The sequence below is a fragment of the Inhella crocodyli genome (assembly GCF_004004565.1).
GTDB classification, from domain to species: domain Bacteria; phylum Pseudomonadota; class Gammaproteobacteria; order Burkholderiales; family Burkholderiaceae_C; genus Inhella; species Inhella crocodyli.
Genome location: NZ_SACM01000001.1, coordinates 1,375,638 through 1,399,156, shown reverse-complemented (window position 1 = coordinate 1,399,156; position 23,519 = coordinate 1,375,638). Strand labels below are relative to the sequence as shown.

Genomic DNA, 23,519 nt, shown 5'->3' with positions numbered 1-23,519 from the left:
ATGAACACCCCCGGACAAGCCGAACCCAGCGCCCTGGCCAGCCGCCTGGGCTACGCCGGCCTGCTGCCCTTTGTCGGCGGCACCGCCCTGGCTTGGTTGCTGGCGCGCCCCGATTACCTGGACGAGCACGCCTTCGTGATGCAAGGCCTGTCGGCCTACGCGGCGACGGTGATCGCGTTCCTGGGGGCCCTGCACTGGGGCTTGGCGATGCGCCAGCCGCAGCCGTTCTCGATGCGCTGGGGCGTGGTCCCGGCGCTGCTGGCCTGGGTGGGCCTGCTGATGCCGGCGTACGCCGGCTTGGTGGTGCACGGCATCGTGCTGATCGTTTGCTACGCGGTCGATCGCCACCAGTTCCCGCGCTTGGGCGTGGGCGGCTGGCTGACCCTGCGCTTCCGTTGCACCCTGCTGGCGGCGCTGTGCTGCTTCTTGGCCGCGGCCGCCACCTGAGCCCCCGCGTCCTGCGGCGGACGGTCGCGTCTGCCTGGTGTTTGGTGGTGCTGCTGGCGCACTGGGCGGCGTGGCGCGCCTTCGACGGCTGGCACGCCCTCACGCCCAGCCCGCCGCCCCGCTTGAGCGTCCAATTGACGCAGGCGATGCGTCCCGCGCCCGAGCGGGCCCGGCCTGTGCCTCGCCCCAAGCCGCCATCCCCCCGGGCGACGCCGGAGCCCGCGCCAGCGGCCTCGCAGCCGCAGGCGCCAACGCCAGCGCCGCAGGACGCGGCCGAGCCGGCATCGGCGCCGCCAGCCCTTGAACCGGCGCCACCTCCCGCCCAAGCCGTGGCCTCGGCCCCTTCAGAGCCCACCCGCCCCGAGGTGCAGGCGCCGCGCGAGGGCGACGACGCACCCGGTCCCGAGTGGCCGCTGTCGACCCGACTGCGCTACGCGGTGGTGGGCCACTACCAAGGTCTGGTGCACGGCGACGCCGAGGTGGAATGGCTGCGCCAAGGGGCCCGCTACCAAGTGCGCTTGCAAGTGGGCATCGGCCCGAAGCTGACCCCGTTTGGCCAGCGCCGGCTCGTCAGCGAAGGGCGCTTGACGCCCAGCGGCATCGCCCCCCAGCGCTACGACGAGGCGACCCAGTTGCTGTGGCGCACGGCCCGTCAAAGCAGCATCCGATGGGAAGGCGGCGAAGTGCGTTTGCCCTCGGGCCAGCGTGTGTTCGCCCCCGCCGGGGTGCAAGACTCAGCCAGCCAGTTCGTGCACCTGACCTGGCTGCTGTTGACCGGCCGCGAGCCGGCCCGCGAGGGCCACGTCATCCCGGTGCCTTTGGCCCTGCCGCAGGGCGTGAACACCTGGCGCTACGAGAACCTCGGCGAGGTCGTGCTGGACACGGCCTTGGGCCGCATCCGGGCCTGGCATTTGCGGCCGCAGGCGCCCCTGCCCGCCGGGGCCCTGGCCGCGCAGGTGTGGCTGGCGCCCAGCTACCAGTACTTGCCGGTGCAGATCCGAATCGAGCAGGGCGACGGCGTGTGGTTGCTGCTCACCCTGGCCGAGCCGCCCCTGCAGGAGCTGGCGCCCACCGACAATCCGGGCCCCTCGAAGGAGAACCCCCCATGACCTACACCTGCATCCTGGTCGAGACCGTGGGCGACGGCCCGCGCAAGACCGGCCTCATCCGCCTCAACCGCCCCAAGGCCCTGAACGCCCTGTGCGATCCGCTGATGGACGAACTGGGCGAGGCCCTGGCGGCTTTCGACGCCGACGCCGGCATCGGCTGCATCGTGCTGACCGGCAGCGAGAAGGCCTTTTGCGCCGGCGCCGACATCCCGTCCATCAAGGACCTGGACTTTCTCAGCGCGCACCAAGGCGGCTTGGTGAGCAAAAACTGGGAGCACGTGCTCAAGGTCAAGAAGCCCGTGCTGGCCGCCGTGGCCGGTTACGCGCTGGGTGGCGGCTGCGAGTTGGCCATGATGTGCGACACCATCTACGCCGCCGAAAGCGCCAAGTTTGGCCAGCCTGAAATCAAGATTGGCGTCATCCCTGGCGCCGGCGGCACGCAGCGCCTGCCGCGCTGGGTGGGCAAGGCCAAGGCCATGGACCTGCTGTTGACCGCCCGCATGATGGACGCGCAAGAGGCCCTGCAAGCCGGCCTGGTGGCCCGCGTGTTCCCCACCGAAGGCTTCCTGGACGAGGTGCTGAAAGTCGCCGAGCTTCTCAATGCGCAATCGGCCCCCGCGCTGGCGCTGATGAAGGAAATGGTCAACCAGGCTTTCGAGACCCCGCTGACCCAAGGCGTTCAGGCCGAGCGCCTGGCCTTCCACGCGATGTTCGGCACGCACGACCAGCGCGAGGGCATGACCGCCTTCTTGGAAAAGCGCGCGCCGCAATGGAAGCACGGGAGCTGACGGGCCTTCCCGACGGCTTCGATCGAACGCTCCAGGCCGCCTCGGCGGACCTGGAGGCAGGCCAGGTCGAGCGGGCCCTGGGGCCGCTGCAGCGGCTCTGCGAAGCGCCATCGGCACCCACCGCAGCCCATGCCGCGCTTGGCCGCTGCCTGGTGCGGATGGACCGGTGTGACGAGGCCCTGCCGCACCTTCAGCACGCCATGAACCACGGCCGCTTCGATGAGCGGGCCGCGGTCGCGCTGCTGCACGCCTGCCTGCGCCTGGACCGCTGCGAGGACGCCGCGCGTCTGGGTTGGGCCCTGGCGCAGCCTGGCCGCGTGCGCAGCCCCGACTTGGACGCGGAACTGAGTGCCGTCGATGCCGTGCTGCGCGCGCGCCTGGCGGTGCCGGCGCAATTCCGCAGCGGGCATTTCGGCGCTTTGATTCAACGTTTGCCTGACCTGTTGGCGTCGATGCCCCGCTGGGCCGAAGGCTGGGCCATGCTGGCTGGCACGCATTGCGAACTCAGCCCCAGTTTGGGCGCCGTGCTGACCGACGCGCAGGGGCACCCGGCGGACTTCAAGGCATTGGCCACCGCGCTCCCGGCGGCGCGCCGGCGAGACCTCGAGGCGTGCGGTGCCGCGGCCGAGCGGGCACTGGCCTTGAAGCCCGCCGAACGCTTGGCCCAGGGCTACCGCGCCAAAGCAGCATTCGAGTTGGGCGTCGCCCCGGCGCAGGCGCTCAGTGATTGGGTCGGCGTGTCAACGGAAGGGGAAGGGCTGTTGGGCCCCTTGAACTTGCGCGCGGGCCCCCTTTGGCCCGGGGCCACCACCTCGCCGGCCGAGCCGATCGAGGTGCCTCCGCCCCGAAGCTTCGGCCCGCCGGTGGATTGGTCGCCGTCGGTCGGCCGGACGCGGAGCGCGGCCGGCTACGCCCTGTGCTTGCCAGGCGGCGAAGCACGCGGGGGCAGCGACCTGGTGCTGGACGCCGCTGGGTTCGCGCTGCACGACGGGCTGGCGCATCCCTTGGGGACCTTGGCCAACCTGGTGCACGACAAGGCCGTGGCCTGGCGTCATGCCGAACGCTTGGTCGCGCGTCCTCCGCGCGAGCGGTTGGAACTGGCCGAGGAAGCCGTCAGCTTGCTGGGCGTCTCGTCGCGCCAGTTCGGGCATTGGCTGTTCGAGTTCTTGCCCCGGCTGCGGCACTTCGAAGGACGGATGGACTGGCCGCGCGCGACCTACCTGGTTGACGCCGGAATGCCCGACACGCACCTCCAGGCCTTGGGCCTGGTCTTGGGGCAAGTGCCCCGCGTGCGGGTGATCGAGGCGGACGTGGCCGTTCGGGCCGCCAAGCTGTGGGTGGCGGGGCGCGACGTTTTTTTCCCGCACTACGTCCACCAGTCGGTGGCCGACAGCGTGCACATCGCGCCCTCGCATGGACCCAGCTTGCAGTGGCTGCGCCAGCGCTGGCTTGCAGGGCGGGGGGTGGCGGTGCCGCGGCGGCGCTGGTTCGTGCGACGCAGCACGCCCTTGCGAGGCCTGCTGAATCAAGACGAGGTGGAGGCGCACCTGGTGCGCCGTTGGGCCTTCGAGGCCATCGAGCCGGAACGCCTCGCGTTCGATGCGCAGGTCCAGCACTTCGCCGAGGCCGAGTGGATCGTGGGGGCCCACGGCTCGGCGCTGTCCAACGCCCTGGCGTGCCCGAGCGGCGCGCGCGTGCTGACCTTGTTCAATGGGCAACCGGGCAACCTGCCCTCGTGGGCCGCGGCCTTGGAGGCCCTCGGCATCCGACACGCCTTCTTGGCGGGTCAGGCGGACACGGGCTCCCACCCGGTGCGCCACCACTGGCGCTTTCGCATCGACCTGACCGCGCTCGACGAAGCGATGTCGGCGTTGGCGTCGCTCAAGGCGTGACCCAACGGGCACCCGCGGCGTCGAACACGGCGCGGCGGTGCCCGGCGGTGCGCAGGCCCAGCCAGTCGATGGCTTCGACCTCGGCGCGGATCAGCGCGAAATGCCCCCGCGTGTCGCGCGCCGGAACGGGCGAAGCGTCCAGGGGACTGCCGGGGGGCAGGGGGCTCAGGTAATCCTGCGCCGCTGGGCTGAGCTTCAGGCGCGCCCAGCGGCTGGACAGCGCGAGCCCGTCGGTGTCCAAGCTCAGCCGGACCTTGACGCGCAACTGCCAGCCTAGGCTCGGGCACCAGGCCACCAAGCTGGCCTGCGGGTGCGCCTGCAACTGCGCCACCTTGGGGCTGCGGGCGTCGGTGTAGATCACCAGTTGGCGCCGCTCGGCGTCGACCTCGCGCAGCACCACGGTGCGGGCGTCGGCGCCGTCGCCGTCGCGCGTGGCCAGCACCGGCGTGCGCCAGCCGTGGCCCTTGTCGCGCGCGGCGCGCTGCAGCTCGTCCCACAGCGCGATGCGCAGCGCCGCGAGATCGTCTTCGGCGGCGCTGCTGGGCATGGCGGTTGGGTCAGTTTTCCCGACGAAGCGCGGGGAACAGGATGACGTCGCGGATGCTCGGCGAGTCGGTCAGCAGCATGACGAAGCGGTCGATGCCGATGCCGCAGCCGCCGGTGGGGGGCATGCCGATCTCCAAGGCGCGCACGAAGTCGGCGTCGAAGTGCATGGCCTCGTCGTCGCCGCCGTCCTTGGCGTCCACCTGCGCTTGGAAGCGCGCGGCCTGGTCTTCGGCGTCGTTCAACTCGCTGAACCCGTTGGCCACCTCGCGGCCGGTCATGTAGAGCTCGAAGCGGTCGGTGATGCCAGGGTTGGCGTCGTTGGCGCGGGCCAGGGGCGAGACCTCGATCGGGTGGTTCATGATGAAGGTCGGCTGCCAGAGCTTCTCTTCCACCACGGCCTCGAACAGGGCGTACTGCAGCTGGGCCAGGTTGGCGTTGCTGGGCACCTTCTCGCCGGCCTTCTGGATGCGCGCGGTCAGCGCCGCCGGGTCGTCGGCCTCGGCCTCGCTCAGGCCTTCGTGCTGCAGCAGGGCGTCCCGGATGGTCAGGCGGGCGAAGGGCTGGTCCAGGTGCACGGGCTGGCCGTTGTAGGTCAGCGCGGCGCTGCCGTGGGCCTTGACGGCCACGTGGCGCAGCAGGGCCTCGGTGAAGTCCATCAGGTCGTGGTGGTCCCAGAACGCCGAGTAGAACTCCATCATCGTGAACTCGGGGTTGTGGCGGACCGACAGGCCTTCGTTGCGGAAGTTGCGGTTGATCTCGAACACGCGCTCGAAGCCGCCCACGATCAGGCGCTTGAGGTAGAGCTCCGGCGCGATGCGCAGGAACATCTCCTGGTCCAGCGCGTTGTGGTGCGTCACGAAGGGCTTGGCGTTGGCGCCGCCCGGGATCGGGTGCAGCATCGGCGTTTCCACCTCAAGGAAGCCGTGCTCAACCATGAAGCCGCGCATCGCGGCCACGGCCTTGCTGCGCTGGGCAAAGCGGTCGCGGGCGGCCTCGTCGGTGATCAGGTCGACGTAGCGCTGGCGGTACTTCAGCTCCTGGTCGGCCACGCCGTGGAACTTGTCGGGCAGGGGGCGCAGGCTCTTGGTCAGCAGGCGCAGCTCGGTCACCTTGATCGACAGCTCGCCGGTCTTGGTGCGGAACAGGGTGCCGCGGGCGGCCAGGATGTCGCCCAGGTCCCAGTGCTTGAAGTCGGCGTACAGGTCGTCGCCCAGGGCGTCGCGCTGCACGTAGAGCTGGATGCGGCCGGTCGCGTCTTGCACCGTGGCGAAGCTGGCCTTGCCCATGACGCGCTTGAGCATCATGCGGCCGGCCACGCTGACCGTCACGCCTTGCGGCTCCAGCTCCTCGTTGGGCAGCTCGCCGTACTGCTGCGCCAGGGGCAGCGCGCGGTGCTCGGGCTTGAAGTCGTTGGGGAAGACCACGCCACCTTGTTTGCGACGCTCCGCCAATTTCGCGCGGCGCTCGGCGATCAGTTGGTTGTCGTCGGCGTGCGGCGCGGTGCTGTCCATGGCGGATCCCAAACGGAGGAGGGGGTTGAAGAAGGGGGCGATTCTAGGGAGTGACCCTGATCGGGCGCCGGGGCGCCAGGGGGGTGGCTCTCTAGAATCCCGGCCCTCATGAGCGCGCCCCCCCACTTTCTTCGCATCAGCAGGCAGCTCGGGCGGCTCCGAGCGCGTTGCTCGACCTTGGCGCTGGTCTTCTGATGTCGCGTTCGGCGCTTTGGCGCGCATCACTCACGCTGTTGACAGGAAGCGTGGCGGCGCAGGCGCTGCCCTTGCTGCTGGGGCCCTGGCTGACTCGGCTGTATGACCCAGAAGCCTATGGGCGATTCAGTTTGGTTTGGAGCGTGGCGATCAACTTGGCGGTGGTTGGTAGCGCTCGCTATGAGTTCGCGCTTCCTTTGGCGTCCGATGACGAGGAAGCTGCTCGATTGGCAGCGATTTGTACGCGACTCGTGGCGATCAGCACTGCAGCCGCGTGTTTCATTGGGGCGGTTTGGGCCTTTTGCACAGGGGAGACCCTGGCATGGGCGCTGCCCGTGGCTGTGCTTGCTTCAAGCTCAGTTCAAGCACTGACCATGTGGGCTACCCGAGCCCAAGCGTTTGGCTGGTTGTCTGCATCCCGCGTGCTGCAACACGGAGGTGGCGCTGTCTTGCAAGTCGTGCTTGGGCTGGCTGCCTGGGGTGTGGCTGGGCTGTGGTGGGGGGCCATCACCGCCGCAGTGCTCGCGGCTCTTGCACTTGCCGCGACCACCCGGCCGAAGGCGGGCTGGCTCGTATTGGCTGGATTGCCAGCGCCCACTTTATGGGCTACTGCCAAGGCTTATCGCGACTTTCCGCTGTTGAATACGCCGCATGCGTTTGTGGCGACCGCCCAAGATACGCTGACTTTGCTGTTGCTCTCGGCCTGGTTGGGCGATGCCTCTGCGGGGCTTTGGGCATTGGCCCTGCGCTATCTCAAGGCACCGGCGACTTTGGTGGGCGGCGCCGTGTCGTCCGCTTTGTATCCACAACTCACCCAAGCACTCGATCCGCAGGAAAGTCGTCGGCATCTGCGCCACACGATGGTGGTGCTCATGTGGATGGGACTTGGTTGGGCGGGTCTGCTGATGTTGGCTGGACCGACTTTGTTCGCTTGGGCGTTTGGCGAGTCTTGGCGCGAAGCGGGCTACTTAGCGCAAGCACTGGGTCCCTACTTGGCCTTGCACTTCGTGGCCTCCCCATTGGGCGTTGTCACCATGGCTTGGCGCGCGCAGGCATGGGCGCTTCGCTTGTCCGTTCTTGGACTGCTCCTGTTTGCTGGCGGTCTTATTGTCGGCTTGGCAATTGGGGGCCTCGTAGCGGCGGGTTGGGGGGTCTCGGTCGCGATGCTTGGATACTTTGGGTACTACTTGGGCACTTTGTGGCGCTGGCCCGTGTCGACTCGCTCATGAATTTTTTTCGACCTTGGTTGAACCGGTTCCGACGCAGGATTGCCCGATGGATGCTGTTCCGGATGGCTTTCGGCGAAAGCCGGGCACCGCACAGTCGCATCTCGCCGAGTACGTGCATCGAAAACGAGGGTGGACTTCGGCTCGCTGACCATGTGTACATCGGCCCGTTCAACTTCTTGGAAGCCAGTGCCGGTATTGAGTTGCAGGAGGGTGTGCAGATCACAAGTTTCTGCAGCTTGGTCACCCACAGCTCACAGGTGTCTCAGCGATTGCTGGGTCGCGCTTATGCGACGTGGTCCGGTGAGATGCCTGGATTCAAGCGAGGTGCAATCGAGGTAGGCGCATACACATTTGTTGGGCCTCACAGCTTGATCGAGGCGGGCAGTCGGATCGGAAGGGGTGTGCTGGTTTGCGCGTACAGCCAAGTGCGCGGGGATGTTCCCGACTTCGCGATCGTGGCAGGCCAGCCTGCAAAGCAGGTTGGCGACACGCGAGATCTCGACGCTCGATATCTGGAGCAACACCCGGAACTGCAGGTGTTTTACCAGGCTTGGCAGGCACCCTCCGTAGGCACTGGTTCCAACAAGGAGCGTGCTGCATGAAGACTCCGCACCTATGCCTGTTCGGCGATGGCAATCACGTTCACGTGCGGCGTTGGGCGCAGGCCATGCTTGACCGGGGCTGGAAGGTCTCCATCGTCACGGCGCGACCTCAGGAGCAAGCGGGCGTTGAGCAAATCATCCTGCCCGAGGTTCGCCGTTCGGTGGATTGGTTGTTTCGCGTGTCGGCGGCAAAGCGAGCAGTGAAGCGCTTGGCTCCCGATGTCGTGCACGCGCATTACGTCACCAGTTATGGCTACTTGGCCGCGCGGTGTCGACGTCATCCGCTGGTGATGACTGCGTGGGGGAGTGACTTGTTGGTCACGCCCAATGCCCAACCCTTGGTGCGCTGGCTCACTGCATACACCTTGCGCCAAGCGGACGCGATTACTGGAGATTCAAGTGATTTGGTTGCGGCCGCCGCCGCGTATCAGCCGCGCGCCGAATTGCTCGAATTGCATTGGGGCGTGGAACTGTCTCGGTTTCGGCCCACACCCTGGCCATTGAAACCTCCGTTTGAAGTGGTCAGCGCACGCACTTGGGCCCCCAACTATCGAATTGACGTCGTGCTTCGTGCCCTTGCGCGCGTTCAGGGGGTCGTTTTGCATTTGCTAGGAGGCGGACCCGATGAGGCTGCGCTCAAAGCGCTCAGCGTCAGCTTGGGCGTGTGCGATCGAGTTCACTTTCACGGTCGTCTTGATGATGCGGGCATGGCGGCCGTGATGGCTCGGTGCAAAGTCGCGATCACCGTGCCGACCAGTGACGCGACCTCAGTCAGCCTGCTCGAGACCATGGCGTGCGGATTGGCTGTCCTTGCCAGCGACTTGCCTGCCAACCGACAGTGGCTGCCCAAGGACGCATTGGTGCCTGTTGGTGACGATCGAGCGCTTGCTGCTGGCCTTGCCCGGTTGCGGGACGACGACGCTTTGGCAGCCACTTGGGGAGCGCTGAACGCAAAGCGGATGCAAGAAGAGGGTGGGCGAGACACCCAAATGGATCGGGCGGACCAGCTGTACCGCCGGCTTTTGGATTCAACGCAAGCCCGTTTCCCGTCTCGGGGTCACAGCAATCACTAAGCAACGGAAAGTGGCAAGTGCGCTGGTGAACACCTTGCCTGGAGCGACCTCATGAATTCGGTAGCGACGAGTCCGTCGTCGGTGCGTGCCAAGTTGCGCGTTCTGATCTTGACGCAGTATTTCCCGCCTGAGGTGGGTGCCCCGCAGGCGCGGCTTTCTGAAACGGCCAGAAAGCTTCAGCAACTGGGCGCCGAGGTCGAGGTCCTCACGGCGATGCCGTCCTACCCGACCGGACGCGTGTTTTCGGATTGGCGCGGTCGTTGGTTCATGCGGGATGAATGGCAAGGGATGCAGGTGGTGCGCGCCTTTGGCTATCCGACGAAGAGCACCAAGACGCTGCCCCGGCTGCTCAACTACTTCTCGTTTGTGTTCTCAAGCTTGGTGGCTGGGTTGGCTATGACCAAGCCATGCGACGTCATTCTTGTGGAGTCGCCACCGCTATTTTTGGGGTTGACCGGCGCTTGCTTGCGTCGGTTCAAGCGCGCTGCCATGGTGTTGAACGTATCGGACCTTTGGCCGGAGACTGCCGTGGCTTTGGGCCTGTACTCCCGGGAGTCGCGGGCCGTGAGATTGGCGGTGGGGCTGGAGCGTTGGCTTTATCGTGTTTCTGCTGCCGTGACTGCGCAGTCGTCAGGCATCGCCGACGGCATTCGAGCGAAATGCCCGACGGCGAATGTGGCGTTGATCCCAGGCGGTGTTGATGCTCAGGTGTTCTCTCCGCAACGTCGGGACCGTGCGGTTCTCAAGCCCTTTGGTGGCGAGGGACGGCATGTGGTGGGCTATGCCGGGCTGCTGGGCATTGCTCAGGGCATCGAGTTGTTGCTGGACGTTGCGAAGCGCCTCGAACATCGGACGGACATCGTGTTTTTGATTGCTGGCGACGGGCCCGAGCGCGCTTCTCTTGAGCGCAAGGCTGGTGCGAACGTGGTATTCGCAGGGCTGATGCCCAAAGCGGACATGCCGGCCCTTGTTGCGTCATTCGACGTGACCGTGATCCCTCTGGTCAAGACCATTCCGGGCGCGTTGCCGTCCAAGATGTACGAAGCCATGGCCAGTGAAGTGCCCATCGTCTTGGCGGCGGAGGGCGATCCGCGGGAACTCCTTGAGCGGGCGAACTGCGGCTTGTACGCGCCCTACAGCGATGCCGCAGCGGTTGCATCGGCTGTCGCCCAGTTGTGCGACGACCGAGAGCTTGCCGGCCGGCTGGGAGAAGCGGGCCGCCGCTATGTGTTGGCACATCATGTCCGGGAGGTGATTGCTGAGCGCCTTCATGGCGTCTTGCTCGAGGCGGCGCGACCAACATGACTGCGCCCGTGCCGCCAGACCAAGAAGCCGACCGTGTGGTGCGCCGCTATGCGCGGCGCCAGGAGAACCCAGCCCTGGTCGGTTTGTACGATCCATGGCGGCCTGAGGTCGTGTTGGCCCGCCAAGAGCGGGAGCGAGCCATCGTCAATCTCGCAAGGCGCCACCACGCCAAAACGTTCGCACAAATGGACGTGCTCGAGATCGGTTGTGGTGACGGCAATCAGCTTTTGGAGTTGCTACGCCTTGGCGTGGATGCCAAGCGACTGGTCGGCAGTGAATTGCTGCCCGAGCGGGTTGCCAGTGCCCGCCAACGATTGCCGGCTGCGGTAACCGTGATTCCGGGCGACGCGTGCGCTTTGCCCTTCCAGCCGGCCAGTTTCGATTTGGTTGTGCAAATGACGGTCTTCAGCTCCTTGTTGGACGATGCCTTTCAGCACCGTTTGGCCAGTGCCATGTGGACGTGGTTGCGCCCCGGCGGCGCCGTGCTTTGGTACGACTTCACCGTCAACAACCCGCGCAACCCCGACGTGCGCGGCGTGCCCCTGTCGCGGGTGCGGGCGCTGTTCCCCGGCGCGACAATCGATGCCCGCCGCGTCACCCTGGCGCCGCCCCTGGCGCGCCCGCTGTGCCGCCTGCACCCTTTGCTGTACCCCGTAGTCAATGCCGTGCCGCTGCTGCGCACGCACCGCTTGGCCTGGATCGAGAAGCCCCATGAGTGAGCCGTCGCCCCTGCCGTTTTTGCCCTTCGCCCTGCCCGAGATCGGCGACGAAGAAATCGCCGAGGTCGTCGACACCCTGCGCAGCGGCTGGGTCACCACCGGCCCCAAGGCCAAGCGCTTCGAGGCCGCCTTCGGCGAGTTCCTGGGCGACCCTGCGCTGCACTGCATCGCTGTTAACAGCGCCACCGCTGGCCTGCACCTGGCGCTGGAAGCCTTGGGCATCGGCCCCGGCGATGAGGTCATCACCACCACGCACACCTTCACGGCCACGGCCGAGGTGGTGCGCTACCTGGGCGCCGACGTGAAGCTGGTCGACATCGACCCGGCCACGCTCAACATCGACCCGGCCCTGGTGGAGGCCGCAATCACGCCCAAGACCAAGGCCATCATCCCGGTGCACTACGCCGGCTTGGCGGCCGACATGGACGCGATCCACGCCATCGCGGCCCAGCATGGCCTGCAGGTGGTGGAAGACGCCGCCCACGCCCTGCCCACCACCTACAAGGGCCGCTTGGTGGGCACGCTGGGCTCCGCCGCGACCGTGTTCAGCTTCTACGCCAACAAGACCATGACGACGGGGGAGGGCGGCATGCTCGTCACCCGCGACGCGAAGCTCGCCGAGCGCGCCAAGGTCATGCGCCTGCACGGCATCAACCGCGACGCCTTCGACCGCTTCACCGCCAAGGTCCCGTCCTGGTACTACGAGATCGTGGCGCCAGGCTTCAAGTACAACCTGACCGACATCGGTGCCGCGCTGGGCCTGCACCAACTCGCCAAGGTGCGCCGCTTTGCCGACGCGCGGCGCGCCGTGGTCGAGCGCTACAACGAGGCCCTGGCCGACCTGCCGGTGATGCTGCCGCCGGACGCCCTGCCCGGCGACGAGCACCCCTGGCACCTCTACGTGCTGCGCTTGGCCGACGCCTGCCCCGTGTCGCGCGACGCCGTCATCGAGGCGCTGTTTCGGGCGGGCATCGGGGCCAGCGTGCACTACATCCCGCTGCACCTGCACCCCTATTGGCGCGATCGCTACGACCTGAAGCCGGCGCAGTTCCCGCACAGCCACCACGCGTACGAGCGCATGCTCAGCCTGCCGCTGTACTCGCGCATGACGCTGGCCGACGCCGACCGCGTCGTCGGCGTGCTGCGCCAGGTGCTGGGCTGACGCCTGCCATGGGCAAGCGCCTGCTCGACGTGATCGTCAGCGCCAGCCTGCTGCTGCTGTTCGCCCCCGTCATGCTGGCCGTGGCGCTGTGGGTGCGCCTGGACTCCCCCGGCCCGGCCCTGTTCCGGCAGGTGCGGGTTGGCCGCCACGGGCACCTGTTCACCATCCACAAGTTCCGCACCATGGTCCATGCGCCCGCCGGCCTGGGCCTGACCGTGGGCGCCGACGCCCGCATCACCCGCGCCGGTCACCTGCTGCGCCGCCTCAAGCTCGACGAACTGCCCCAGCTCTGGGACGTGCTGCGCGGCGCCATGAGCCTCGTCGGCCCCCGGCCCGACCTGCCGCAGTACGTCGAGCGCTACCCCGAGCCCCTGCGCCAGCAGGTGCTGGCCGTGCGCCCGGGCATCACCGACCCGGCCTCGCTCGCCTACCGCAACGAGGCCGAGTTGCTGGCCCAAGAGCCCGACCCCGAGCGCGCCTACTTCGAACGCATCCTGCCCCACAAGCTGCAGCTGTCGGCCGACTACGCCGCCCAAGCCAGCCTGTGGACCGACCTGCGCCTGATGGCCCGAACCGCCTTGCTCCTGCTGGGGCGCTGAGCCAAGACCCATGTCCTTCTGGCCCCAACTCGACCGCTGGCTGACCCGCCTGCGCCCCCACCGCGAACCCCTCAGCCTGGCCCTGGATCTGGCCGTCGTGGCCTTGGCCTGGCAGGCCACCTACCTGTTCCGCTTGGGTTTCGAGCGCTGGTGGTCGGCCCGGCCCGACTACGACGCCGCGGTCTTGCTCGGTCTCCTGGCCCTGTACGGCGCCGTGCTCTGGGCCCTGCGCGTGCCCAAGGGCGTTTGGCGCTTCAGCGGCTTCGGCGAAGTCAAGCGCCTGGCCGGGGCCTGCCTGGTGGCCGGCGCCGCGGGCGCCGCGGTCGTGCTGATGCTGCAGCTCAGCAAGGTGCCGCGGGCGGTGCTGGCCCTGCACCCGGTCTTCGTGCTCATCGGCCTGGCCATGATGCGCCTGGGCTACCGCATGCTCTACGAGCACCTGCTGGGCCGCTTGCGGGCCCGCGACGGCAGCCTGCGCCGCGCCCTGGTGCTGGGGGCGGGCGATGCCGGCCGTCTTCTGTTGGCGGGCATCCAGCACCGCGGCTGGTGGGTGGCCGGCTTCCTGGACGACGACCCGGCCAAGGCCGGCACGCGCATCGCGGGCGTCCCGGTGCTGGGCCGCTTGGCCGACTGCGCGCGCTTGGCGCAAGAGCAGGACGCAACCCACCTGGTGGTCGCCATGCCCTCGGCCCAGGGGGCCGAGCGGCGCCGCGCTTTCGAGGCCGCCGCCTTGGCCAAGCTGCCGGTGCTGACGGTGCCCAGCGCCGACGAGTTGCGCAGCGGCCTGCGCACCGACCAATTGCGCAGCATCCAGCCCGAGGACCTCTTGGGCCGCGCCCCGGTGGCCTTGGACGAAGCCGGCATCAGCGACACCCTCGCCGGCAAGGTCGTGATGATCACCGGCGCGGGTGGAAGCATCGGCTCGGAGCTGTGCCGGCAAGTCGCCCGCTACGGCCCCGCCAAGCTGGTGCTGTACGAGCTCAACGAGTTCAACCTGTACACGATCGAGCAGGAGCTGAGCCAGGCCTTTCCTCACTTGCCCCTGGTGCGGCTCATCGGCGACGTGAAGGACTTGGTGCACCTGCGCCGAACGCTGGCCAAGCACCGGCCCCAGATCGTGTTCCATGCCGCGGCCTACAAGCACGTGCCCCTGATGGAGGACGAGGACAACGCCGACGCCTGCCTGCGCAACAACACCTTGGGCACCTACCACGCGGCCCTGGCCAGCGCCGAGCTGGGCGTCGAACGCTTCGTGCTCATCAGCACCGACAAGGCCGTCAACCCCACCAACGTGATGGGCGCGACCAAGCGCGCGGCCGAGTTGGTCGTGCGCAGCTTGGCCCGCGAGCACCCCGGCACGCGCTTCATGGCGGTTCGCTTCGGCAACGTGCTTGGCTCCAGCGGCAGCGTCATCCCGAAGTTCAAGGAACAGATCGCCAAGGGCGGACCGGTCACCGTCACCCACCCGGACATCATTCGCTACTTCATGACCATCCCCGAGGCGGCTCGCCTCGTGGTGCAGGCCGCCGTCATCGGCGAGTCGGGCCAGGTGCTCGTGCTCGACATGGGCGAGCCCGTCAAGATCGTCGACCTGGCCCGCCAGCTGATCCTGCTCAGCGGCCACGATCCGGAAGAGATCTCCATCGTGTTTTCCGGACTGCGGCCCGGCGAGAAGCTGTTCGAAGAGCTGCTGGCCCACGACGACGAGACCCTGGCCACCGCCGTGCCTCGGCTGCGCATCGCGTTGTTGAAGCCTTCCGAGGCGGCCGACCGCGTGATGCAGGGGCTGCGCCAGCCCCTGGATGGCGTCAATGCCTCGGCCTTGTTGCGGGCCTGGCTGGACTCCGAGTACCTCCCCGCGCCACCCCACTGACATGAAACGCTGCCTCCTTCTCTTGACCTTGGTCTGGGCCGCATGGGCCCCCGCCCACGCTACCGACCCCGCGGCCTCGGCCTCGACCCCAGTGCCCGAGAGCTCGCCCGCCCCCGCCGCTGCGCCCGAAAGCGTGCGCCTGCCGCGCAGTCCCAGCGAGATGCTCGACGCGCCGGCCCGCGATTGGGCCCCCGTGCACGCTTGGGTGGCGCAGCAGTTGCAAGCGCAAGAAGCGGGTGTGGGCACCATGGACCGCGACGCCCAGATCCAACTGCGCATCTACCAGGCCTTGCTGGCCCAGGCGATGGGCCAGTGGGACCGCGTGGCCGCCCCGGTGGAACGTGCGCGCCGCCTGCAGTTTGGGCACCCCGGGCGCCACGTGGCGGGCCTGTTGAACGAGCTGCTGGCCGAGCAGCAACGCCATCGCCACAGCGACGCCTGGCTGCAGGGCGCCATCCGCGACCGCGTGCTGGCCATGCCCTGGGACGAGGTCGGGCCGGTCATCGTGCAGTTGCGCCAGCAATTGCAGGCCATGCAGGGGCCGGGCGTTCGCCAGTTCGTGGCCGCCCGCCTGGACCTCTCGGCCAACATCAGCAAGGGCCAGGCCTCGCTCGGCTTCGTGCTGCAGTTGATGGGCGCCCAGTTCCAGTTGCACCAGGTCTTGCCCCGCCGTGAGGCCCTCGTGGCGGGCTTGAACGAGGCCATGGCGCAGCGGCCTGCGCCGGCGGCCAAGGTGCCTCAGGCGGCGTCGGCCCCCGCCGCGGGCTGACAGAGCACGAGCATGCGGTCGACGGCCTCGTCGACCGTGCAATCGGCCGTGTCGATGCGCAACTCCGGCTGCTCCGGCGCCTCGTAGGGTGCGTCGATGCCGGTGAACTGCGGGATCTCGCCGCGCCGGGCCCGCGCGTACAGGCCCTTGGGGTCGCGGGCCTCGACGACGGCCAGGGGCGCGTGCACGTGCACCTCGGCGAATTCGCCCGGGCGGAACAGGCCACGCGCCAAGGCCCGCTCATGGCGGTAGGGCGAGATCAGGGCCACGATCACCCGCAGGCCGGCATCGGCCATCAAGCGGGCCACCTCGGCCGCGCGGCGGATGTTCTCGGCGCGCGCCTCGGGCGAGAAACCCAGGTCGGCGCACAGGCCGCGACGCAGCGCGTCCCCGTCCAGCACCGCCACCGCCTCGCCGCGCGCGCGCAGGCCGCGTGCCAGCGCCTCCGACAGCGTGGTTTTGCCCGCGCCCGAGAGGCCCGTGAGCCACAGCACGCGGGGACCGGCGTTCAAGGGCAGGCTCATCCCTGGCGGCTCGATTCGCAGACCAGGTAAATCGACGAGCAAAGGTCCGGGTACTGCTGGCCCAGCGCGTAGCAGCCTTCCAAGTAAGCGGGCGAAATGATGTCGGTCTTCAACAGGCGGTCCCACTGGAAGTTGGCCAGGGCCTTGAAGAAGATGCCGGAGCGGTGAACGACCTTCAGGCCAGCGGCCACGGCGTCGCGCTCGAGCGTGTCCAGCGCGTACGTGCAACGGTGCCCGTGCTCGGCCTCGGCGGGGGTCACGGCGGCGTTGTGGTCGATCAAGCCCATCTTGACCGCGATCTGCCGCGAGGGCGCATTGGCATTCGGGCAGGCCAAGAAGAAGCGTCCGCCCGGCGCCAGCCACTCTTCGTTCACGCGGCGAAGCACACCGACCGGGTCGTCCAGGTGCTCCAGCACGTGGGTCATCACGATGTTGTCGTAGCGCCGGGGCAGCGTCACGTCCTCGAAGCGGGCGTTGATGAAATGCGCGGCCTGCGCGCCAAGCCGCCCCTGGGCCTCGGCCATGGCCTGGTCGGACGCCTCGACGCAGGTCACGTCGTCGAACTCGGCCAACAAGCGCCGCGTGAAGTCGCCCTTGTAGCTGCCCAACTCCAGCATGGCGCCCGGCCGGAAGAAGGGCGCGAACGAGCGAACCATGAACGGGTGCATGACGTCGAAGTCAAACCCGTAGGCGTATTGGCGGTCGTTGTCGACGGTTTCGGCGTTGTAGTCGCGGGTCATGGTCGGTCCAGGGTCAGGGTCATCGTCAGTTGCTCGCCCTCCACGGCGCCCGGCACGAAGCCGTGCCGCCGGTAGAGCGCGAATGCGGCCAAATTGTCCGGGTGCAAGTGAAGGCCAACGCGGGGGAAGCGGCGCTCCCGGGCCCGGGCCAGGGCTTGCCGAACCAGGGCGTCACCCAGGCCTTGGCCCCGCAGCGCCGGCAGCACGCTCACGTTGCTGATGTAGGCGCCTTGGTCCCGGTCGTTGCAGTAGGTGGCCACCAGGCCCACCAAGGCACCGTCCTGCCAGGCTTCGTCCCGCTCGGCATGGGCACACAGCTTGGTCGCGTAGGCCGCCAGGTCCACCCGTTGGCTGAGCGGGGGCACGAATTGCGCGTCGGCCGCGCGCAAGTGGGTCAGCACCTGCTCGCGGTCCGACTCGTTGGCCGAGAGGCGAAGGCTCACGGCTCCAGCACCGCGGCCCCGAAGCCGTCGCGGCCGAAGGCGTTGCCGTTGTAGAGCAGCACGGTGCGGCCGTCGATCTCGCACAGGTGGGGGTAGCACACCATGTCGCTGTCCCACGCGCTGGGCTGGCGCTCGAACGCCGGCTGGTTGTCGCTGCGAACCCAGTGCACGAGGTCGTCCGACCAGGCCTGGCCCAAGCGGTAGCCCCGCGAGGGATCGGTGCGAAAGCCACTGGCCTCGCGGTAGCAGAACACCATCAAGTAGCGATCGCCCACCGGCAACACGGCCGGCAGGGCCTGGCACTCGTCGGGGCCCAGCCGGTCCGACACGATGGCGCGCCCCTCGTCCTTCGTCCAGTGCACGCCGTCGTCCGATTGCGCGTGACCGATCTTGTAGATGCGATCGGGCGCCGGTTCGCCCGGGTAGTGCTTCCAGCCCGTACCGAACATGGTCCACATGTGAAAGCGCCCGCCCAGGTGGCGCACGAAGGCGTCGCCCACCAAGCAGGGTTCCTGCAGGCTCGGCCCCAGCACCGGGCCAGGACCCAGGCGCTGAAACGTGCGGCCGCCATCGCGGCTCACGGCCAGGCCTACCGCCGTTTCGACCGACACCGCGACCCGCCGGCTCCATCCCGTGGTGTAAGCCCAGATCTCGTCGCCCACGGGCACCGGGCTGAAGGGAAACACGCCGTGCTCGTCGAAGCAACCCAGGCCGCCCGGGCCCAACACGGGCTCGCGGTTGACGCCCAGCACGGTGGACAGGTCTTTGCTGAAGTCCGCGAAGGCCACATGGCTGACGAACTTGCCGCTCGCCTCGTCGCGCGAGCGGGTCGAGAAGTAGATCCGCACGCGGTCCGCCAGCACCACCGCCTGGGGCGACTGCGCGAAGCCCGCGCCGCCGCCCACCAGGTCGTGGTCTTGGGGGCGGAAGATGTGGCCCATCTTGCGCCAGCGCATCACAGGCTGCCTTCCAGCCGGGCCAGGCCGAAACCTTCGCGCCCGACGCCGTTGCCCAAATAGGCCATGTAGGTCGCGCCCCCGAGTTGGAACACGTGGGGGTAGGCCACCATGTCGTCGTCCCAGCCGCTGGCGGAAACGTCCAGGCCGGCGCGTGCGTCATCGCGCGTCCAGTGCAGCAGGTCGTCCGACCAGGCGTAGCCGATGCGGTAGCCCCGCGGCCCGCTGCGGAAGTCGGTGCTGTGGCGGTAGCAGAAGAACATGTGGAAGCGCCCGTTGGCTTCGATCACGTCGGGGCTGGCCTGCGCCTCGTCGGGTTCCACCCGGCTTTCGATCAGGTCGCGATCCTGCCGAACCCAATGCACCCCGTCGTCCGAGGTGGCCATGCGGATCTTGTAGACCGGCTCGGCGCGGCCGGCGTGCATCTTCCAGACACGCCCCGCGATGTAGAACAGCACCCAGCGGTCGCCAAAGCGGCGGATCTTGGGGCCGCTGAGCACGAAAGGCTCGTTCAAGCTGGCCGCCAACACCGGCCCCGGGCCGGCCTTCTGAAAGGTGCGGCCACCGTCGTCGCTGAAGGCCATGCCGATCGCGGTGTCGAAGGGCACCGACTCGCAGCGCGTCCAGCCCGCGTAGTAGGCGCGCAAGCGATCGCCGTCGCGCGCCACCGACACGGGGTAGGTGCCGAACTCGTCAAAGCAGCCGCGCTCGCCAAGCGCCAGGATGGGCTGTTCGGCCAGGCCGATCACGCGCATCGGATCGTCCAGCGCCAGGTCGACGTAGGCCGACAGGCTGGTGTACTGGCCGCGTTCGTCCGGCTTGGGCCGGCAAGAAAAGTACATGCGCAAGCGGTCGTCCATCAGCAAGGACGCCGGCGCTTGCGCGAACTCTGCCAGCCAGGGGCGGTCTTGGATCGCTTGGGGCACGAAGGGGCGGCCCAGCTTGGTCCAACGGTAGGGGGTCACAGCCATTCGCAGTCGGTGCTCAGGGCCGCTTGGACCTGGCTCAGGGGGTTGAACATCAAGACATCCACCACCGACAACCAGGGCACGTGCGCCTGGTTCGGCCACTGGGGGTAGGGGGCCCAGGTCGAGCGGATGAATTGCAATCGGGTGCCTTGGGCCTCGAAGGCGGGTCGCTCGTACAGCTCCAGGCCCCCGATGGCGTTGACGTAGGTCGTCGCCTGCAAGGCCCGGCACAGCGCCAGCACCTTGTCTTGGGCCTTGAGCCCGTGGTCGATGGCGATGTCCGACGAGCGCACCAGGTGGGTGTTCAGCCCCAAGTGCTTCGCCACGCACGCGATCGAATGCCACAGGTAGTCGAACAGGTTGTCCTGCGGGTGCATCACCACCTGCTCGAGCAGCGGACGCACCTCGGCGAAGTGCGGGGCCTTGCGGTAGGCGCCTTCCAACTGCGCCAGCAACTTGGCGCGCTGGAAGGTGTCGGCCAGGCGGCGCTGCACCACGTCCAAGTCGTCGCTGTCCTTGGCCAGCGGCAGCGAAAACGTCACCGCCTCGCCGTTGAGCAGCATGCGGTTGCGGTTGATCCAGCCCTTCTTCGTGTACTTGATGTTGTCGTAGACCACGAAGGTGTCCACGGCCGCCATCAACTGCCAGTACCCGATGTACGGCAGAAAGTACGGCTGCATGATCGCGAGGCGCACCGCGTCAGCCTCGGATCACGTCCACGATGCGGTCGATCTGCGACTCGGTCAGCGCCGGGAAGATGGGCAAGCACAGCACTTGGTCGGCCGCGGCGCGCGCCACCGGCAAGTTCGCCGGGGCCGCCGAAGGCAGGCCGCGGTACATGGGGAAGTCCGACACCAGGGGGTAGAAGTAGCGCCGGGCGTACACGTTGGCGGCACGCAACTCGGCGTACAGCCCGTCCCGGCTGGTGCGGAAGCCCGGTCGAACCAGGATGGGGAAGTAGCTGTGGTTGCTGGTGGCCTTGGGGTCGGTGGCCACGCAGTCGATGCCGGCCACGTGGGCCAGGCGCTCGCGGTACATGGCGTCCACACGGCCGCGGCCCGCAAAGGCCTCGCCCACGTGTTCGAGTTGCAGCAGGCCCAAGGCCGCGTTGAACTCGCTCATCTTGCCGTTGATGCCCGGTGCCACGACCACGGTCTCGTCGACGAAGCCGAAGTTCTTCAGGTGGTCGATGCGTTTCTTGGTCTTGGCGTCCGGCGAGATGATGGCGCCGCCTTCGAAGGTGTTGAACACCTTGGTGGCGTGAAAGCTCAGCACGGACAGGTCGCCGTGGTTCAAGACGCTGCCGCAGTGGCAGTTCACGCCAAAGGCATGCGCCGCGTCGTAGATCACCTTGAGGTTGTAGGTGTCGGCGATGCGCTGGATGGCCTCGGTGTCGCAGGGGCGCCCGTAGCAATGCACCGGCATGATGGCCGTGGTCTTGGGCGTGATCGCTGCCTCGATCTTCTTCGGGTCCAAGTTCAAGGACTCTGGATCGATGTCGGCGAACACCGGTTCGATGCCGTTCCACACCAGGGAGTGCGCGGTGGCCACGAAGGTGTAGGGCGTCGTGATGACCTCGCCCGTGATGCGAAGCGCTTGCAGGGCCGTGACCAGGGCGATCGTCGCGTTGGTGAACAGCGAGATGTGCGGCACGCCCAAGTGCTCGCACAGCGCCGCTTCCAGCTTTTGGTGGAAGGGCCCGCCATTGGTCAGCACCTTGCTGTCCCAAATCTGCCGAAGCATCGGCATGAAGTCCTCCAGCGGAGGCAGGAAGGGCTGGGTGACGTAGATCGGCTTGTCGCTCATGGGGCGCTGGCTTTCAAACGGGGATCGGTTCGCCGACCTTCAGCAGGTGCTGCGAACTGGCTTGCAGCGCTTCGTGGTTGCGGTAGATCCAATCCATTGCGTCCACGAATTCCGTGGCGTCTTCGGGGCGGGGCGCCTCGAACACCTTGGCCCGAACGTCGGTTTGTGCGAGCTGGTCCATGATGGCCTGGCGGGCCTCGTCGTTGTGGATCAACTTCATCGCCACCTGGAAGTAGTCCTCGTCGTTGTCGGTCACCAACCAACTCGGCAGGCCCACCATGCGCATCACGTCCCGGTCGCCAATGCTCAGCACCTCGTTGGCCACGTAGGCCACGGTGGGGATGTGCATCAAGCAGGTGTCCACCGTGCTGTTGGTGTTGCCAAAGGGGAAGGCGGACAGCGCCAGCTCGCAGCCCGAGAGGATGTGCAGGAAGCCGTCGTAGCGGCGCGATGGTTCCAAGGTGAAGTGGCGGAACCGGCGCTCCAAGATTTGGTGCATGCGGTCGAAGGCCACGCCCACGGCGCTGGAGAAGAAGTGGAAGTGCAGCTTGCGCTTCGATTCCGCTTCCAGCCGCTCACACAGGGCCAGGAAGCGCGGCGACAGCTTCATCAAAGAGCTGTTCACCGCGATGTGGAAGCGGTCGTCGTTGTGGCGCAAGCGCTCGGCCGCGAACACCTCGGCCGAGGCATGCGGCACGAACTGGCCCCAGGCTTGCCGCTCGATCACCTTCACCCCGAATTCGGCCCCGGCCTCGCCGTGGCCCGACTGGACCAGGGTGTAGTCGATCGTGTCGGCCATGGCCGGCGCCGGGTGCCCCAGCGTCATGACCTGCACGGGCGCGAAGCGCAAGTTGGCGATGGCCTGGGTCCATTCCGACATGCCCAGGCTCGGGTAATAGATGACGTCCGGCGCCAGCTTCACGATCTTGGCGCAGATGTCCTTCAGGTCCACGCCCGGCTCGATCAGCTCCACGCGGTCGAACAACTCGGCGGTGTCGTCGGTGTAGGTCGCGCGCGTCACCATGCAGACGACTTCGAACCTGCTGCGCAGTTGCCGCAGGCAGGCGGCGTAGCTGCGGTGCATGGCGTGCCCGTTCATCATGCGCTCGGCATTCACCAGCAACACCGGGCGGTCGGTGAGCCGGCGCGGCGTCATGTTGGACTTCATGCCGCTCAAGGCACACACGCGCCGCCACACCGCGTTCAGGCTGCGCTTCAGCGCGTGCTTGCCCGGGTAATCGGCGTAACTGCAATGCATCCAGGCGGACGACAGCCCTTGCAGCACCTCGGCTGTCGGCGTGGCGCTTTCAATGCGGCTGCTGGCGTCGATCAAGGCCCGGCGGTTGGCTTCGCCCCTCGCGCTGTGGACGAAAGGCGCCGTGAACCAGCCCAGCGTCAGCGGCAAGAGTTGGTCGGGCGGCAGCTGGAGCACGCCTTGCAAAAGTTCTTCCGGCAGGTCGTCCAGGGAATAGAACAGCGACACCACGAAAACCTGGTTCGATCGCAGCGCCAGGCTGCCGTCGGGGTTTCGAATGCCGTGGTAGGCCAACAGGTGGAACGGTCCCTCGTACCCGCTCAACTCAAAGATCGATTCCAAAATGGGCTTGCGACCGCACAGATTGGTGATCTGTCGCAAATCCATTCGGAAATCCGGGCTGCAGAGCAGGGCCGAAATCATGGCCGCGACCCGGGTGTAAACCGCGCGGCGTTGCTCCGGGGTGCCCGGTGGGGGCATCAGGCCCAGCGGGGCCCGAGGCGTCGACATCGCCAACAGCAACTGCAGCAGGCGCTCCACCCCTTCGGCGGTACGGCGCTGAAAGACGGCCCGCTCCAGGAGGTCGATCAGTTCGGCAATGGTCGGCGGCGAGGCGGGGGCGGCGGGCGCGGTCATGGGGGGCGAAAAGGTTTAGCGCGCCGTCAGTCGGGCGTCTGGGGGGTCGGGGGCGGCAGTTTATCGGGCGGGGTGGGGCGCCCGAGCCAGCGGCGGCGCTGGTCCGCCCTGTAACTTTCTTTCACGCCGCCGCGCCCCCGAGCGACATAACTGATGCGCCGCAGCAACGTTGCTGGGGCAAATCCCAGGGAACACACCGCCTTGGTGCGCCAAACCCCCTAGAACCCTCTGCTATGCTGTCGGCCAACCTGCTGTTTCAGGCTCCTATGGGCTTGTTGCATGTGGGGATGCAGGCCGGAGTGCTTTGCGTCGACGCTGTGGTCGCCGTGTTGGTGGCTGCAGGCGGTTCTGGCAACGGACCGCCGCAATCGA

At 67.8% G+C, this 23,519-nt stretch carries 23 protein-coding genes; 13 read left to right on the top strand and 10 right to left on the bottom strand.

The window, feature by feature from the left end; genetic code table 11:
- The 4 genes from EOD73_RS06500 to EOD73_RS06485 are packed head-to-tail and all read left to right on the top strand — an operon-like array spanning position 1 to position 4,236.
- Positions 1 to 447 carry a DUF3429 domain-containing protein gene (locus tag EOD73_RS06500; RefSeq protein ID WP_127681966.1) on the top strand — a complete coding sequence of 149 codons (447 nt, stop codon included), beginning with the start codon at positions 1 to 3 and terminating at the stop codon, positions 445 to 447.
- Positions 417 to 1,556 (top strand): DUF3108 domain-containing protein, encoded by a 1,140-nt coding sequence (locus EOD73_RS06495; protein WP_127681964.1) that lies wholly within the window; start codon positions 417 to 419, stop codon positions 1,554 to 1,556. Before EOD73_RS06500 ends, EOD73_RS06495 begins: the two co-directional genes overlap by 31 nt.
- Positions 1,553 to 2,344, top strand: a complete 792-nt coding sequence (locus EOD73_RS06490) for an enoyl-CoA hydratase-related protein (protein WP_127681962.1) — start codon at positions 1,553 to 1,555, stop codon at positions 2,342 to 2,344. Before EOD73_RS06495 ends, EOD73_RS06490 begins: the two co-directional genes overlap by 4 nt.
- Entirely contained in the window at positions 2,326 to 4,236 is a 1,911-nt protein-coding gene (locus EOD73_RS06485; protein ID WP_127681960.1) for a glycosyltransferase family 61 protein, read from the top strand. Before EOD73_RS06490 ends, EOD73_RS06485 begins: the two co-directional genes overlap by 19 nt.
- Here EOD73_RS06485 and EOD73_RS06480 read toward each other — a convergent pair.
- Both EOD73_RS06480 and lysS read right to left on the bottom strand, forming a co-directional pair.
- Positions 4,226 to 4,783 (bottom strand): pyridoxamine 5'-phosphate oxidase family protein, encoded by a 558-nt coding sequence (locus EOD73_RS06480; RefSeq protein ID WP_127681958.1) that lies wholly within the window; start codon positions 4,781 to 4,783, stop codon positions 4,226 to 4,228. The genes EOD73_RS06485 and EOD73_RS06480 overlap by 11 nt on opposite strands.
- A 10-nt stretch (positions 4,784 to 4,793) precedes the next feature.
- Positions 4,794 to 6,293 carry a lysine--tRNA ligase gene (gene lysS / locus EOD73_RS06475; RefSeq protein ID WP_127681956.1) on the bottom strand — a complete coding sequence of 500 codons (1,500 nt, stop codon included), beginning with the start codon at positions 6,291 to 6,293 and terminating at the stop codon, positions 4,794 to 4,796.
- A 194-nt stretch (positions 6,294 to 6,487) separates the two neighbouring features.
- Here lysS and EOD73_RS06470 point away from each other — a divergent pair, with 194 nt between their 5' ends.
- The 9 genes from EOD73_RS06470 to EOD73_RS06430 are packed head-to-tail and all read left to right on the top strand — an operon-like array spanning position 6,488 to position 15,819.
- The gene (locus tag EOD73_RS06470; protein WP_127681954.1) at positions 6,488 to 7,717 is read left to right on the top strand and encodes a lipopolysaccharide biosynthesis protein; all 1,230 of its coding nucleotides are present in this window, start codon (positions 6,488 to 6,490) and stop codon (positions 7,715 to 7,717) included.
- Positions 7,718 to 7,767: 50 nt separating this feature from the next.
- On the top strand, positions 7,768 to 8,319 hold the full coding sequence (locus EOD73_RS06465; protein WP_240660615.1) for an acyltransferase: 552 nt from the start codon (positions 7,768 to 7,770) through the stop codon (positions 8,317 to 8,319).
- Positions 8,316 to 9,392: a glycosyltransferase gene (locus EOD73_RS06460; RefSeq protein ID WP_127681950.1), complete on the top strand. Its 1,077-nt coding sequence runs from the start codon at positions 8,316 to 8,318 to the stop codon at positions 9,390 to 9,392. The genes EOD73_RS06465 and EOD73_RS06460 overlap by 4 nt, the downstream gene beginning before the upstream one ends.
- A gap of 51 nt (positions 9,393 to 9,443) precedes the next feature.
- Positions 9,444 to 10,697 (top strand): glycosyltransferase family 4 protein, encoded by a 1,254-nt coding sequence (locus EOD73_RS06455; RefSeq protein WP_127681947.1) that lies wholly within the window; start codon positions 9,444 to 9,446, stop codon positions 10,695 to 10,697.
- Entirely contained in the window at positions 10,694 to 11,416 is a 723-nt protein-coding gene (locus EOD73_RS06450) for a class I SAM-dependent methyltransferase (protein WP_127681945.1), read from the top strand. The genes EOD73_RS06455 and EOD73_RS06450 overlap by 4 nt, the downstream gene beginning before the upstream one ends.
- Positions 11,409 to 12,578, top strand: coding sequence for a DegT/DnrJ/EryC1/StrS family aminotransferase (locus EOD73_RS06445; protein WP_127681943.1), 1,170 nt, complete (start codon positions 11,409 to 11,411; stop codon positions 12,576 to 12,578). The genes EOD73_RS06450 and EOD73_RS06445 overlap by 8 nt, the downstream gene beginning before the upstream one ends.
- 8 nt (positions 12,579 to 12,586) lie before the next feature.
- Positions 12,587 to 13,177 (top strand): sugar transferase, encoded by a 591-nt coding sequence (locus EOD73_RS06440; protein WP_127681941.1) that lies wholly within the window; start codon positions 12,587 to 12,589, stop codon positions 13,175 to 13,177.
- Between the two features lie 10 nt (positions 13,178 to 13,187).
- Positions 13,188 to 15,050 (top strand): polysaccharide biosynthesis protein, encoded by a 1,863-nt coding sequence (locus tag EOD73_RS06435; RefSeq protein ID WP_127681939.1) that lies wholly within the window; start codon positions 13,188 to 13,190, stop codon positions 15,048 to 15,050.
- A gap of 1 nt (position 15,051) precedes the next feature.
- On the top strand, positions 15,052 to 15,819 hold the full coding sequence (locus EOD73_RS06430; protein WP_127681937.1) for an RAD23 family protein: 768 nt from the start codon (positions 15,052 to 15,054) through the stop codon (positions 15,817 to 15,819).
- Here the strand turns inward: EOD73_RS06430 and cysC are convergent.
- Genes cysC through EOD73_RS06390 form a run of 8 tightly spaced genes read right to left on the bottom strand, consistent with a single transcriptional unit; the run spans position 15,789 to position 23,147 of the window.
- Positions 15,789 to 16,343, bottom strand: coding sequence for an adenylyl-sulfate kinase (gene cysC / locus EOD73_RS06425; RefSeq protein ID WP_127681935.1), 555 nt, complete (start codon positions 16,341 to 16,343; stop codon positions 15,789 to 15,791). The genes EOD73_RS06430 and cysC overlap by 31 nt on opposite strands.
- Positions 16,340 to 17,083, bottom strand: coding sequence for a class I SAM-dependent methyltransferase (locus EOD73_RS06420; RefSeq protein ID WP_127681933.1), 744 nt, complete (start codon positions 17,081 to 17,083; stop codon positions 16,340 to 16,342). The genes cysC and EOD73_RS06420 overlap by 4 nt, the downstream gene beginning before the upstream one ends.
- Entirely contained in the window at positions 17,080 to 17,526 is a 447-nt protein-coding gene (locus EOD73_RS06415; protein ID WP_164845963.1) for a GNAT family N-acetyltransferase, read from the bottom strand. The genes EOD73_RS06420 and EOD73_RS06415 overlap by 4 nt, the downstream gene beginning before the upstream one ends.
- A complete protein-coding gene (locus tag EOD73_RS06410; RefSeq protein ID WP_205702414.1) occupies positions 17,523 to 18,482 on the bottom strand; it encodes a glycoside hydrolase family protein in 960 nt (319 codons plus the stop codon). The genes EOD73_RS06415 and EOD73_RS06410 overlap by 4 nt, the downstream gene beginning before the upstream one ends.
- Complete coding sequence (locus tag EOD73_RS06405) at positions 18,482 to 19,453, bottom strand: glycoside hydrolase family protein (RefSeq protein WP_127681927.1); 972 nt, start codon at positions 19,451 to 19,453, stop codon at positions 18,482 to 18,484. Before EOD73_RS06405 ends, EOD73_RS06410 begins: the two co-directional genes overlap by 1 nt.
- Entirely contained in the window at positions 19,444 to 20,145 is a 702-nt protein-coding gene (locus EOD73_RS06400) for a WbqC family protein (protein ID WP_205702413.1), read from the bottom strand. Before EOD73_RS06400 ends, EOD73_RS06405 begins: the two co-directional genes overlap by 10 nt.
- 4 nt (positions 20,146 to 20,149) lie before the next feature.
- Entirely contained in the window at positions 20,150 to 21,256 is a 1,107-nt protein-coding gene (locus tag EOD73_RS06395; RefSeq protein WP_127681925.1) for a DegT/DnrJ/EryC1/StrS family aminotransferase, read from the bottom strand.
- 13 nt (positions 21,257 to 21,269) lie between these two features.
- Entirely contained in the window at positions 21,270 to 23,147 is a 1,878-nt protein-coding gene (locus EOD73_RS06390) for a hypothetical protein (protein WP_127681923.1), read from the bottom strand.
- Positions 23,148 to 23,519 lie beyond the last annotated feature (372 nt).

Bases quoted from the DNA above. Each gene is read 5' to 3' on its own strand.
- EOD73_RS06500 (WP_127681966.1), top strand. From the start codon at position 1: ATGAACACCCCCGGACAAGCCGAACCCAGCGCCCTGGCCAGCCGCCTG.
- EOD73_RS06490 (WP_127681962.1), top strand. From the start codon at position 1,553: ATGACCTACACCTGCATCCTGGTCGAGACCGTGGGCGACGGCCCGCGC.
- EOD73_RS06485 (WP_127681960.1), top strand. From the start codon at position 2,326: ATGGAAGCACGGGAGCTGACGGGCCTTCCCGACGGCTTCGATCGAACG.
- EOD73_RS06480 (WP_127681958.1), bottom strand. From the start codon at position 4,783: ATGCCCAGCAGCGCCGCCGAAGACGATCTCGCGGCGCTGCGCATCGCG.
- lysS (WP_127681956.1), bottom strand. From the start codon at position 6,293: ATGGACAGCACCGCGCCGCACGCCGACGACAACCAACTGATCGCCGAG.
- EOD73_RS06470 (WP_127681954.1), top strand. From the start codon at position 6,488: ATGTCGCGTTCGGCGCTTTGGCGCGCATCACTCACGCTGTTGACAGGA.
- EOD73_RS06465 (WP_240660615.1), top strand. From the start codon at position 7,768: ATGCTGTTCCGGATGGCTTTCGGCGAAAGCCGGGCACCGCACAGTCGC.
- EOD73_RS06460 (WP_127681950.1), top strand. From the start codon at position 8,316: ATGAAGACTCCGCACCTATGCCTGTTCGGCGATGGCAATCACGTTCAC.
- EOD73_RS06455 (WP_127681947.1), top strand. From the start codon at position 9,444: ATGAATTCGGTAGCGACGAGTCCGTCGTCGGTGCGTGCCAAGTTGCGC.
- EOD73_RS06450 (WP_127681945.1), top strand. From the start codon at position 10,694: ATGACTGCGCCCGTGCCGCCAGACCAAGAAGCCGACCGTGTGGTGCGC.
- EOD73_RS06445 (WP_127681943.1), top strand. From the start codon at position 11,409: ATGAGTGAGCCGTCGCCCCTGCCGTTTTTGCCCTTCGCCCTGCCCGAG.
- EOD73_RS06440 (WP_127681941.1), top strand. From the start codon at position 12,587: ATGGGCAAGCGCCTGCTCGACGTGATCGTCAGCGCCAGCCTGCTGCTG.
- EOD73_RS06435 (WP_127681939.1), top strand. From the start codon at position 13,188: ATGTCCTTCTGGCCCCAACTCGACCGCTGGCTGACCCGCCTGCGCCCC.
- EOD73_RS06430 (WP_127681937.1), top strand. From the start codon at position 15,052: ATGAAACGCTGCCTCCTTCTCTTGACCTTGGTCTGGGCCGCATGGGCC.
- cysC (WP_127681935.1), bottom strand. From the start codon at position 16,343: ATGAGCCTGCCCTTGAACGCCGGTCCCCGCGTGCTGTGGCTCACGGGC.
- EOD73_RS06420 (WP_127681933.1), bottom strand. From the start codon at position 17,083: ATGACCCGCGACTACAACGCCGAAACCGTCGACAACGACCGCCAATAC.
- EOD73_RS06410 (WP_205702414.1), bottom strand. From the start codon at position 18,482: ATGCGCTGGCGCAAGATGGGCCACATCTTCCGCCCCCAAGACCACGAC.
- EOD73_RS06405 (WP_127681927.1), bottom strand. From the start codon at position 19,453: ATGGCTGTGACCCCCTACCGTTGGACCAAGCTGGGCCGCCCCTTCGTG.
- EOD73_RS06395 (WP_127681925.1), bottom strand. From the start codon at position 21,256: ATGAGCGACAAGCCGATCTACGTCACCCAGCCCTTCCTGCCTCCGCTG.
- EOD73_RS06390 (WP_127681923.1), bottom strand. From the start codon at position 23,147: ATGACCGCGCCCGCCGCCCCCGCCTCGCCGCCGACCATTGCCGAACTG.